Consider the following 11,837-nt stretch of genomic DNA (forward strand, 5'->3'; position numbering starts at 1 on the left):
TATTATTTTAATGCAAATATTAGGATTTGCCGTGAAATATTTATAGACAAAGAAAAACAATCTATAACAACCGTTTTGTTCTAATGCAAAATTTATGCAAGCCCGGCGTTTATCTTTCTCAAGATAGTTTACATTGCAAAAAAAATTCGCTTACGACGTTCGCAATATACGCGAAGCGGCGAAACAAATTGAAGCATCTAATTAGTATTATATCTTCATCAGGAGGACAAAAATTACCCAATAATATCAAGCCTGGCAAAGCGTAACAGTAATTTTTTTATACCGCCTACTTCAAAACGTATTTCGGCTTTTTTATCCGCGCCAACACCTTCTAAATTAAGTACTTCTCCCTTGCCGAAACGTTCGTGCATCACTACGTTGCCAATAGCTAATTTGGTATCAGGCAGAGTACTGCTATTTTGTGCAGCAGGCCTTGAAACAGGCTTTAACCTCCTGATATTAGCATCCGGTTTTGGGTCATTATCCGTAATCCATTTTGGAGGCGTACCGCTTACCGGTTTTATCTGTCTTAGTTTAGATTTATCTACATCACCAAAAATATCGGTATTGATCATTGGCTTGTAGCGGTAGTTGGTTTCTGTTGGTGTAAGGTATTCTAAATAACTATCGGTTATTTCCTCTATAAATCGCGATGGCTCGCTATCTACCAGCTTACCCCAACGGTATCGCGACTGCGCATAAGTAAGGTAGGCCTGGTGCTCTGCGCGTGTAAGCGCTACATAAAACAGCCTGCGCTCCTCTTCCAGTTCGCTGCGGGTGTTCATGCTCATGGCACTGGGGAAAAGGTCTTCTTCCATACCCACTATAAACACATAAGGGAACTCAAGCCCTTTAGCAAGGTGAATAGTCATAAGCGCAACCCTGTCATCATCACCTGTGTCTTTATCAAGGTCAGTAGCCAGTGCCACATCCTCCAAAAATTCAGATAATGCGCCGCGCGCACCGTCAACTTCGCGTTGGCCTTCGGTAAAGTCTTTAATACCGTTAAGCAATTCCTCAATATTTTCTATACGGGCAATACCTTCGGGTGTAGCGTCTTTCTTAAGTTCCTGTACCAGTCCCGTTTTTTTGGTAACGTGCTCTGCAAGGTAAAAAGCATCCTGGTTTTCATTTATTACCTGAAAGCTTTTTATCATCGTTACAAAATCCTGTAGCTTATTCTTGGTGCCGCTGTTTAGCTTCAGGTCTATTTTGTCGAGGTTATCCATAACCTCAAAAATACTCCTGCCGTAATGGTTTGCAGCAACCGTTAGCTTTTCTATGGTGGTATCCCCTATTCCCCTTGCCGGATAGTTAATAACGCGCATAAGCGCCTCTTCATCCTTCGGGTTTATAATCAGCCTAAGGTATGCCAGTACGTCTTTTATTTCTTTACGCTGGTAGAAAGACAACCCTCCGTATATGCGGTATGGTATATCACGCTTACGCAACGCATCTTCCATAGCCCTCGATTGGGCATTGGTGCGGTATAATATAGCAAAGCTTCCGTTCTTGAGCTGGTTCTGCATTTTTTGCTCAAAAATGGTACTGGCTACAAAGCGCCCCTCTTCTGCATCGGTAAGGCTGCGGTGCACTTTAATGCGAGGGCCTTCATCATTTGCCGTCCATACTATCTTATCCAGCTTTACCTTGTTCTTATCTATAATAGAGTTAGCCGCTTCTACTATATTTTTTGTGGAACGATAATTCTGCTCCAGGCGATACATCTGCACGTTATCATAATCCTTCTGAAAGTTAAGGATGTTATTAATGTTAGCGCCCCTAAAAGCATAAATACTCTGCGCATCATCCCCCACAACACAAATATTCTGAAAACGGTCGCTTAACGCGCGCACTATAAGATACTGCGAATGGTTAGTATCCTGGTACTCATCCACCAGTATATATTTAAAGCGGTCCTGATATTTGGCAAGTACTTCTGGGAAACGGTTCAGCAATTCGTTGGTGCGTAGCAACAGGTCATCAAAATCCATAGCACCCGCCTTAAAGCAACGCTCTACATATTTTTCATATATTTCGCCAAGTCTCGGTTTTTTAGACATGGCATCAGCTTCCTGTAAATCAGGGTCATTATAATATGCTTTTACGGTTATGAGGCTGTTTTTATAAGTAGATATGCGGCTTAATACCTGCTTTGGCTTATAAATATCTTTATCAAGTTGCATCTCTTTTATTATGGCACTAATAAGCCTTACGCTGTCCTGTGTGTCATATATCGTAAAATTGGATGGGAAGCCCAGTTTATCAGCCTCAAAACGCAATATTTTAGCGAATATGGAGTGGAATGTGCCCATCCATAAGTTCTTAGCCTCAGATGCGCCCACAATAGCCGCAATACGGCTTTTCATTTCGCGTGCGGCCTTATTGGTAAAAGTAAGTGCAAGTATATTAAAGGCATCTACGCCCTGGCTCATCAGGTAAGCTATACGCATGGTAAGCACCCTTGTTTTACCAGAGCCTGCGCCCGCTATCACTATCATTGGCCCGTCTTTCTGCAAAACCGGTGCCTGCTGTGCCTCATTTAACTGGCTTATATAATCGTGTATCTGCTTCATAACTGTAGTAATGCAAAAGTAATTATTTTGGCTGAAATTACCTTGCTCCCCGCCCTTTATCAATCAGTAAATAATCAACAAAAAAAGCAAGTACCGCACCTATGGCATACGCCAGTAAATCGCTATACAAAAACCCTGAGCCTAATATGAGCCTGCCGGGCAAGGTTTGCCTTACACCCTCTATCCATGCTGCTTTATACAACTGGCTTAATTCAATAGCATAGCAAACTGTGAGGGCAGCAATAGCTTTAAATACAGGGCGTTTGTTTGCTATGATGCTTATTAAAAAATACATCATAAAAGCATATAAAGCATCTCCGGCATATATATTAAAAGTTTCAGGAAACCAGTCCTTCTTCATCCGTATAAAGAGCCCGATGCCTATTGTTATAACGGCAATTGTTATATATAAAAGCTTTTTGTTGCGTATTATGATGTTGTAGCGCATGCCCAAATGTAATTGTTATTTATTTTTACAACGCTGCTGCTGCAACAAAACTTATTGCTATTTTAGCCCTCAGCAATTTTTTATTAAAAAGCCACGTTATCTATTCGTATAATCACCTAAACGCAAACTTTTTATGGAATTTGAACAATTCATGAATATTTTCTTCAGCATACTGCCATCGGTTATTATAGGCCTTGTTGCCTACTATTTTTTTAAGATGCATACCGCTAATGAAGAAGGCCGCCGCCGTTACCTTATACACAAAGAAGCACAAAAAAACGCCATGCCGCTAAGGCTGCAGGCTTATGAAAGGATGGTTTTATTTTTAGAGCGCATTAACCCAGCCAAATTACTGATAAGGATAACACCGCAATCATCTAACAAGCATGATTATGAAGAATACCTTATTGCACAGATAGAGCAGGAATATGAACACAACCTTACGCAACAGATTTATATATCGGCAGAGTGCTGGGATATTATTACAACAGCCAAAAACGCCACAATACAGCTTATCCGCAAATCTAACATGAGTGATAAGGTAGATTCTGCTAACAAGCTGCGCGAAGTTATGCTTACCGATCTTTTTGATAAACAAAGCCCGAGCAGTATTGCCGTTGCGTATCTTAAAAATGAAGTTTCGGGGCTTTGGCAGGAATAATTAAATCATTATATAATCATTTAATAGAAAGCATTTTATAAGATTTCTTTAACAAATCATTTAATTTTATATATTTATCCTGTTTTAACACATCCATCTTATGGTTACAGGATTAATACCAAAATTTAATCGTTTCCTATACGGCGATAAAAATGCTGAACAACAAGGCAAACGTGATAAGCTAAAAACACGTTCTAAAAAAACGCTTATCTGGGTTTTTGTTATTGCGCTGGTTGCCATAGGCTTGTTTGGAGGTTTTCAGGAAAATGCTGATATGCAATTAAAGGCGACAGCATTTGGCCTTATCATTTTAATTGCAACGTGTACAGGCGGTGCTTTTGTAGGCTTTCTTTTTGGTTTACCAAGAATAAACAAAGACCGGAAAAGCGATGTAGCCGATGATAATCAAAATAATGTTATACCAAACAAACCTTTATCCAATAGCGAGAAATACCTGGCCAACTCTAATCTTGAAGAAATTTCAGACTGGCTTACCAAAATTATTGTGGGTGTCGGATTGACACAAATCGGTAAAATCCCGGAGTTTATTTTGCAGATTGCCGAAAAATTAAATGCTGACTTTAAGGTAACCGGCGGAGTAACATTTGCTGTCTCGTTTATTTGTTTCGGAACTATATTTGGTTTTTTTGTAGGGTATCTTGTTACCAAGCTTTACCTTGAAGATGTTTTTGAAAAAAGGGGCGGCGGCATATAAATTATTATACATCCCACTTTACTTTATAATATTTCTTTTGAAGACTGCACTTTATACATGAGAAGCTCATTTGCATTATTGTTTATAATCCTGTTTACAAGCCTTTATGCACAAAGGCGTTTTGAAAATAAAACGTTTGGGTTTAGCATGCAGGAGCCGGAAGGCTGGGTTTGGGGCAACAACATTGACCTTGCACATAATCTTGAAAAGCTGGATATTGATGAGGAAAAGCTAAAGAAAATTGTTGAGGATCATAAAGGCTCTATACTCATACTCTCTTTATTTAAATATGACCCGCAAACCTATAAAGGGCTCGTGCCTGCCATACAGATAAATGTTCGTGAGCGAAAGAATGAAGATTTTGACACCTTCAAGTCTGATGTTATAAGGAGTGCACGCAGCTTCCACGGTTTATATGACGATTTTGAATTTATTGAAGAACCGTATGAACTAAAAGTTTCGCACATAAAGAGTATTGCATTCACTACAAAGTTTACCATGAATACCGATAATGGGCAGCAGTACAGGGTGCGCAGCAGGATATATGTAATACCGTGGAAGCACTACTACTTCCAGATAAATATGACAGATGACCTTATGGGAGAAGATTGCAGTTTAGAATACCTGAAGCTGATAAAGAGTATTAAAATAGACCGCAAATAATTATTCCGCCAGCAGCTGCTCCAGTTTTTTTCTTTCTGCTTCCGGTAAGTCAGGTAATAGCCCTGAAATTAGATCTTTATATCCTTCCTTTTTAAGTAATTTCCTGATATTATCGCGGCCAAACTTTGCAAACTGCCATTTGTGGTGCAGGGTTGCATTAACAAGGTTAACCCATACAACCGGGTCAGGCTTACCAATATACAGCAGGTTGGCAAGTGCATTTTGCCTTACGGTACTCTCATAACGCGGTGAGGCATACAACTGCAACTCGGCATACAATTCCGGTTTTTGCTCTTCCCTGTATCCGGGTGTTGAGTAAGCAAGCGTTAGCCACAATATGCGCAGGTTTTTATCATTAAAACCTATCCAGCCGTCGCTAAGGTTAAGCAGTTCTGCGCGCTTTTCAGGAAAACGGCTGTACAATACATTCAGGGCAATTTCTTTTGTTATATAAGAATTATCATTAAGTAAGGACTTATAATCATCATAAAAACTATCAGGGAATTTAGTCACTGTGCGCGCAACTGCCTGCCTTATTTTAATGTCGCCGCTTTGCAGGGCGAGCTGTACAAGCTCATACTTGTCTTCAAAAGGAACTTCAGCGGTTTGCAGCAGCACTTCTTCTTTCACGGCATAATACATATCCGATTGCAGAATCTGCTTGAAAATAGGTTTTTTATCTTCAAAACGCTTATCTGCCAGTTCACCCAGTTTAAAGTACAATTGCATAAACTGGTTCTTACTCAGCAGTTCAACAACCTCTTCTATCTCGAAGCTGCCTTTTTCCAGCCATCGTTGTTTAAAAGAAGCGGTATCATAATCAGATACGTTACTGATTTCAGCTAAAAAATCTTCCGTATCAACATTTTTATAGGCATACTTTTCCACGTAGTTTTTTACTGCTTTCCTAAATGCCTCATGTCCCACTCCTTCTCTAAGCACGTGCAGCGCCCATGCCCCTTTCTGGTAAAAGGTAAGTGAGCTTGCCTTTTCGTTTAATATGGGTATTGTGTCGGTTTGAGATGCCATTTGCAGGCGTTCTGCCATTTCATAAAGTTCGTGGTAAAAGTAATCCTCGCCAAAAAGCTCTTTTTCAGCCAGCAGAGCATAATAGGTTGCAAAGCCCTCCTGTAGCCAGTGGTGCTTACCCGATTTAGCCGTAACAAGGTCGCCAAACCACTGGTGCGCTAACTCATGCGCATTTACATTTACATATGCCCTGTCATTAAACCCTGTAGAATCTACAACAAAGTCCTGCGAAAATATTGTTGAAGTGGTGTTTTCCATTCCTGCATATAAAAAGTCAAGCACCGGCACTTGGCGATAGACTCCCCAAGGATAAGGAACACCTATTTCTGACTCAAAGAAATCGAATATCTGCTTACTGTAGCGATAAGTTGGTTCATGCTTGTGTTTATCTTCAGGCCTGTAAAATAGTTGTAGTGGTGTTCCGCTGCCTGATTGAATATATGTATTATCAAACTTACCAATAGCAAGCATTACAAGATAACTGCTCATGGGCTTCTCCATCTGGTAACTCGCCATTCTTTGTGTATCGTTAGTGTGAAAGCGGTTAGCCGTGTTTTTACCGTTAGCGAGTATGGTATATCCTTTATCAAAAGTAACATCAAGATTAAATACTACTTTTTCATTCATATCATCGAAACTGGGCAGCCAGTGGCTGGTGTATTTGCCCTGCCCCTGCGTCCATATCTGCAATTCTTTTTCTTCCTGTTCATTTCCTGCACTCAAGTCTTTTGATGTTACCAGAAATTCAACAAAATAAAGCGCCTGGCGTGGCTTTGCCTCATAACTGAACTCTACCCTGTTCTTACCTTTTTTGTAGCCTTTAAAAAGCTTTAATGCAGTAGCAGAGCTAACCCATCCCGCCTTTTTACCATTTATCTTTACATCAGTAAAACTCATGTTGCGGGCATCAATGTATATAGTATCAACTTTTTTATCGGTAAGTTCAAAAGTATAGGTTACACTTCCCTTTACCGTACGCTGGGGTACATCAAAACGGATAGCTGCATCACAGGTTTTAAAATCTACTTTTGGAGATTGCTGGGCAAATATGAATAGCGGAAATAAGAATATATAGAAGAACTTTTTCATTAAAGCCGGTTTTTAGGCAAATATAGCAAAGTTAGTACCAATGAATAAAACTAATGGTTTGACGGTAGTAAAGGATTTTTTAATTTCGTATTCTTATTCACTCAGCACAAACAACACAAAAAACCGAAGGTTACAGGTTTGAATCCTGTCGAGGTCATAAAATATATGCACAACCCGCTCGATACACCAATAGAATATCTTAAAGGCGTAGGCCCCGCACGTGGGGAACTGCTGCGCAAGGAGTTGGGCATCCATAAATATGCAGACCTTATTAACCTGTACCCCAACCGTTATATTGACCGTACCCGCTATTATAAAATAAACGAACTGCAAAACAGTGGTGCAGAAGTTCAGGTTGTGGGTAAAGTAATACACCTTAAAACTGTAGAGCAAAAGCGTGGCAAGCGGCTGGTTGCTACTTTTACAGATGGTACCGGCGAAATGGAACTGGTTTGGTTTCAGGGGCAAAAATGGATAAGGGAGAATATTAAAATAAATGTGCCTTATGTAGTTTTTGGTAAATGCAACAGTTTTAACGGGCTGTTCAGTATGCCCCACCCTGAAATGGAACTGCTAACGGAGCATGAGCAAAGCCTTCGCAGTGCCATGCAGCCTATATACCCAAGTACCGAAAAGCTCACACAGCGTGGTGTAACCAATAAGGTCGTCAATAAAATAATGCAGCAGCTTTTTATTGAAACTCAGGCTGCTTTTGCCGAAACACTGCCGCATGCACTTATGCAGGAGCTTAACCTTATACCTAAAAAAGCAGCTTTATTTAATATTCATTTCCCTAAAAGCCAGGAACTGCTCGCGAGGGCGCAATACAGGCTAAAGTTTGAAGAGTTGTTTTTTATACAATTACAACTTATTACCAAAAACTTTATCCGCAAGCATAAAATTAAGGGCCACGCATTTGAGGTAGTGGGTAACTACTTTAATAACTTTTATCAAAACCATCTGCCGTTTGAACTGACCAATGCCCAGAAAAGGGTAATAAAAGAAATCCGTAATGATATGGGGCAGCCTGTACAAATGAACAGATTATTGCAGGGCGATGTAGGCTCGGGTAAAACCATAGTGGCTTTAATGAGTATGCTTATAGCTTTGGATAACGGTTTTCAGGCGTGCCTTATGGCTCCTACAGAGATACTAGCCAACCAGCATTTTTCAGGATTAAGCGAATTGGCTAAACCATTGGGAATAAATATTAAAATACTTACAGGTTCAACCAAAACTTCAGAACGAAAAATTATCCATGAAGAACTGCAGAATGGCAACCTTCATATACTGATAGGTACTCATGCTTTGCTGGAAGACAAAGTGCAGTTTCATAACCTGGGGCTTGCCATAATAGATGAGCAACACCGTTTTGGTGTAGAACAGCGCAGCAAGTTGTGGCGCAAGAATGATGTACCGCCTCACATACTGGTTATGACGGCAACACCAATACCGCGCACGCTTGCGATGAGCCTTTATGGCGACCTTGATATATCGGTTATAGATGAGCTGCCACCTGGCAGGAAGCCCATTAAAACGGTGCACCGCTATGATAGTAACCGTTTGAAAGTATGGGCGTTTTTACGGGAAGAAATAGCCAAAGGCAGGCAGGTTTATATTGTTTACCCGCTTATTGAGGAAAGTGACAAAATGGACTATAAAGACCTTATGGATGGTTACGAGAGTATTTCACGCGACTTTCCGCTGCCGCAATACAGCGTAAGTATTGTGCACGGCCGCATGAAACCAGCGGATAAGGATATGGAAATGGAGCGGTTCGCGAAAGGCAAGACTAATATTATGGTAGCAACCACGGTAATTGAAGTCGGTGTTAACGTGCCTAATGCAAGTGTAATGATAATTGAGAGTGCCGAGCGTTTCGGCCTTTCGCAATTACACCAGTTGCGCGGGCGTGTGGGCCGCGGAGCTGAGCAGAGCTACTGTATTATGATGACAGGCCACAAGCTTAGCAACGACAGTAAAATACGCATGGAAACCATGTGCAGCACCAATGACGGTTTTGAGATAGCCGAAGTTGACCTTAGACTGCGCGGCCCCGGTGATATTATGGGTACGCAGCAAAGCGGTGTACTAAATTTACAGATTGCAGATTTGGTTAAAGACCGTGACATTTTAAGCCTTGCACGCCACCATGCCCTTAAACTCCTGAAAGAAGACCCGTCTTTATCAAAGCCTGAACATGCTGCTTTAAAACATGCTTTTACAGAACTTGGTAAGAAAAAGAACATCTGGAATTATATCAGTTAGCGCTTACACACGGGTTAAAAGTTTTATAAAGCTGTAGCCTTTTCCGTACTATTTAGTATCTTGTGTGAAGTTTTTTTTAGAAAATCATCATCATGCAAATGGATATTAGCTCATTCTCTGACCTTATTACTGACAAACTTACTTTTTGGGCCGAAGAACTTGTTCGGATATTACCGAATATTGTAATTGCAGCCATCATACTTGTAATAGGCTTCTTTATAGCCAAATGGATAAGAAACCTATCTATGAAGTTTATTACAAAAATGTCTAATAATATTACACTCAATAACCTTTTTGGTTCTATTATTTACATCATATTTTTAGGTATAGTAATTTTTACCGCACTCAGCGTTTTAAAACTGGATAAAGCTGTAACTACCGCCCTTGCCGGAGCCGGTATATTAGGTCTGGCGCTGGCCTTTGCCTTTCAGGATATCGCTGCCAACTTTATGTCGGGTATATTTATTTCTTTCAGAAAACCGATACGTGTAGGCGATATTGTTACTATTAAAGATTATATGGGCAAGGTGGTAGAGGTTAACCTTCGTGATACCGTTATAAGTACATTTGGCGGTCAAACCGTTATTATCCCCAATAAGGATGTTTTCCAGAACCCGATTGAAAATTACTCTTACCTGCAAAAAAGACGCTTCGATCTTACTGTCGGCGTTTCATATGGCGAAGACCTTGAAAGGGTGCGGGCAATCACTATGGAGGCCGTTAAAGACATACCCGAGATATCTTCTACGCTCGAAACTACTTTTTTCTATGAGGAGTTTGGCGACAGCTCTATAAACTTTACGATACGTATGTGGATTGATACAGCCGAGCAGCTTGTTTATAAAAAAGTAGGCAGCGAGGCTATAATTCGTATTAAGAAGGCTTATGACGCAAATGATATCATGATACCATTCCCGATACGTACACTCGATTTTGGTATTAAAGGCGGAGAAAAGCTTAGCGAAATGGATGTAAATGTGATCAGCGGTAAAAGCCTGGATTAGTTAGATAGAAAAATTATTATTACAAACATAATGCTATAATAGTTTGAATTTCATTTATTTGCATTTATCAAAATAATCTTAATCTGATAGATGCTTATGAAAAAATTATTATCTCTCCTGGCAGTTGTGCTTATTGCAGCTACTGTTAATGCCCAGAAGAAAATTGCGGTTGTAACATTTTTTGCCGATAAACAGGTAGATATGTCAGACGTTAATATGGATGCCGCTACACTTGCAGCAGACCTCGCTGACGAACCAACCTTTAACCTGAAACCTCTTGTAGATAAATTTCATGACAGGTTCTTTAATGAATATGCCAAGAAGTTTCCGTTTGAATTATTGCATGAAACACAGGTTACAGGTAACCCTGAATACCAAAATTTTAAACCTGAGTTTGCTCCCGGAGTTACTGCTGCAAGATATGTAACAGCCGATGGTTACATTGCCATAAACCATAATTACGGGCGCAAAAACGAGCAGGATATGCTTAAACTGTTTAAGGAAGCAGACGGTGTAATGTTTGTTTTTATTACGTTCAGGATGAATAAAGGCTTTGGTGTAGGTGGTACTGCCACTACAAAAATGCAGGCTTATACCAATATCACTCTTTATAACAAAGAAGGTAAAAAAGTTTTCAGCATCAATGAGAATGCCAACTCTAAAAAAAAAGGTATGATGGTTGGCGGAGTTCCCGTTATGGATCCTGATAAAGTTTTACCAATGTGCGAAAGTGCATTAAACGAACTTATGGAAGACCTTGACAAGAGGATTGCCAAAATAATAGAAAAGAGCGCTAAGAAGCTGTAATACTAAAGAGACTGTTTCTAAGTGGAAACAGCCTCTTTTAATTTATATGTTGCTATAAATAACGTTCTTTAAAAATTTTGATGTGGTGATTTTGGTGCGCTATTATCAAAAATCCTAAAGCGCGTACCGTTACCGGATGCCCGGATGCCATTCCCCTTTTCAGTAGCTCCTCATTCCCAAAGGTTTTAAACAGCAACAGCGTTGCGTGCCGCACAGCAGAAAGCTCTGTAAGTAAAGGCTGCAAACCCCTGCTGTTGGCGTTTGCATTTTCTACATAAAAGTTTTCATCAAAACCGGGTAATTCTGTAGTGTCGCCGCGCGCTATTCGCATGGCCCTGTAGCTGAATACCCTTTCAGCATCAATTATATGCTGAATAATATCTTTAATAGTCCATTTGCCTTCTGCATACCGATAGTCATGCTTGCCCATTGGTATATCCTGCACAAACCTTATAAAATTATGCAGGCTTATTTCCAGCTCTTCATTTAACGACCAGGTATCATCAACATTTGGCAGGTAAAGTTCATAATACGGAGCATATTCTCCGGGTTGTAAATCGGTTACTTTCATACATTA

Annotated in this window: 10 protein-coding genes; 6 read left to right on the forward strand and 4 right to left on the reverse strand. The window is 40.2% G+C overall.

The annotated features are described in order from the left end of the window. Positions 1-233: 233 nt before the first annotated feature. A complete protein-coding gene (locus KJK34_RS04815) occupies positions 234-2,567 on the reverse strand; it encodes a UvrD-helicase domain-containing protein (RefSeq protein ID WP_223052794.1) in 2,334 nt (777 codons plus the stop codon). Positions 2,568-2,613: 46 nt separating this feature from the next. Then, the gene (locus KJK34_RS04820) at positions 2,614-3,024 is read right to left on the reverse strand and encodes a ribosomal maturation YjgA family protein (protein ID WP_223052720.1); all 411 of its coding nucleotides are present in this window, start codon (positions 3,022-3,024) and stop codon (positions 2,614-2,616) included. A gap of 133 nt (positions 3,025-3,157) precedes the next feature. On the opposite strand from KJK34_RS04820, the gene KJK34_RS04825 reads away from it, so the two are divergent. The 3 genes from KJK34_RS04825 (at position 3,158) to KJK34_RS04835 (ending at position 5,063) form a co-directional block, all read left to right on the forward strand. Beyond that, positions 3,158-3,685 carry a DUF7935 family protein gene (locus tag KJK34_RS04825; protein WP_223052721.1) on the forward strand — a complete coding sequence of 176 codons (528 nt, stop codon included), beginning with the start codon at positions 3,158-3,160 and terminating at the stop codon, positions 3,683-3,685. 100 nt (positions 3,686-3,785) lie between these two features. Further along, positions 3,786-4,400, forward strand: a complete 615-nt coding sequence (locus KJK34_RS04830) for a hypothetical protein (protein WP_223052722.1) — start codon at positions 3,786-3,788, stop codon at positions 4,398-4,400. A gap of 57 nt (positions 4,401-4,457) precedes the next feature. Then, positions 4,458-5,063: a hypothetical protein gene (locus tag KJK34_RS04835; protein ID WP_223052723.1), complete on the forward strand. Its 606-nt coding sequence runs from the start codon at positions 4,458-4,460 to the stop codon at positions 5,061-5,063. Here the strand turns inward: KJK34_RS04835 and KJK34_RS04840 are convergent, their stop codons facing one another. Next, the gene (locus tag KJK34_RS04840) at positions 5,064-7,181 is read right to left on the reverse strand and encodes a M1 family metallopeptidase (RefSeq protein ID WP_223052724.1); all 2,118 of its coding nucleotides are present in this window, start codon (positions 7,179-7,181) and stop codon (positions 5,064-5,066) included. A gap of 165 nt (positions 7,182-7,346) precedes the next feature. On the opposite strand from KJK34_RS04840, the gene recG reads away from it, so the two are divergent. From recG to KJK34_RS04855, 3 genes are all read left to right on the forward strand, one after another. Continuing rightward, positions 7,347-9,449: an ATP-dependent DNA helicase RecG gene (gene recG, locus KJK34_RS04845; RefSeq protein WP_223052725.1), complete on the forward strand. Its 2,103-nt coding sequence runs from the start codon at positions 7,347-7,349 to the stop codon at positions 9,447-9,449. A gap of 92 nt (positions 9,450-9,541) precedes the next feature. Next, the gene (locus KJK34_RS04850) at positions 9,542-10,453 is read left to right on the forward strand and encodes a mechanosensitive ion channel family protein (RefSeq protein ID WP_223052726.1); all 912 of its coding nucleotides are present in this window, start codon (positions 9,542-9,544) and stop codon (positions 10,451-10,453) included. Between the two features lie 96 nt (positions 10,454-10,549). Then, complete coding sequence (locus KJK34_RS04855) at positions 10,550-11,260, forward strand: hypothetical protein (protein WP_223052727.1); 711 nt, start codon at positions 10,550-10,552, stop codon at positions 11,258-11,260. A 52-nt stretch (positions 11,261-11,312) separates the two neighbouring features. On the opposite strand, the gene KJK34_RS04860 is transcribed toward KJK34_RS04855, so the two are convergent. Continuing rightward, the gene (locus KJK34_RS04860) at positions 11,313-11,831 is read right to left on the reverse strand and encodes a DinB family protein (RefSeq protein WP_223052728.1); all 519 of its coding nucleotides are present in this window, start codon (positions 11,829-11,831) and stop codon (positions 11,313-11,315) included. Between the last annotated feature and the right edge of the window lie 6 nt (positions 11,832-11,837).

It is taken from the genome of Flavobacterium coralii (genome assembly GCF_019891545.1).
GTDB classification, from domain to species: domain Bacteria; phylum Bacteroidota; class Bacteroidia; order Flavobacteriales; family Flavobacteriaceae; genus Flavobacterium; species Flavobacterium coralii.

Coding starts and splice junctions, on each gene's coding strand:
- KJK34_RS04820 (WP_223052720.1), bottom strand. CDS start 3,024: ATGCGCTACAACATCATAATACGCAACAAAAAGCTTTTATATATAACA.
- KJK34_RS04825 (WP_223052721.1), top strand. CDS start 3,158: ATGGAATTTGAACAATTCATGAATATTTTCTTCAGCATACTGCCATCG.
- KJK34_RS04830 (WP_223052722.1), top strand. CDS start 3,786: ATGGTTACAGGATTAATACCAAAATTTAATCGTTTCCTATACGGCGAT.
- KJK34_RS04835 (WP_223052723.1), top strand. CDS start 4,458: ATGAGAAGCTCATTTGCATTATTGTTTATAATCCTGTTTACAAGCCTT.
- KJK34_RS04840 (WP_223052724.1), bottom strand. CDS start 7,181: ATGAAAAAGTTCTTCTATATATTCTTATTTCCGCTATTCATATTTGCC.
- recG (WP_223052725.1), top strand. CDS start 7,347: ATGCACAACCCGCTCGATACACCAATAGAATATCTTAAAGGCGTAGGC.
- KJK34_RS04850 (WP_223052726.1), top strand. CDS start 9,542: ATGCAAATGGATATTAGCTCATTCTCTGACCTTATTACTGACAAACTT.
- KJK34_RS04855 (WP_223052727.1), top strand. CDS start 10,550: ATGAAAAAATTATTATCTCTCCTGGCAGTTGTGCTTATTGCAGCTACT.
- KJK34_RS04860 (WP_223052728.1), bottom strand. CDS start 11,831: ATGAAAGTAACCGATTTACAACCCGGAGAATATGCTCCGTATTATGAA.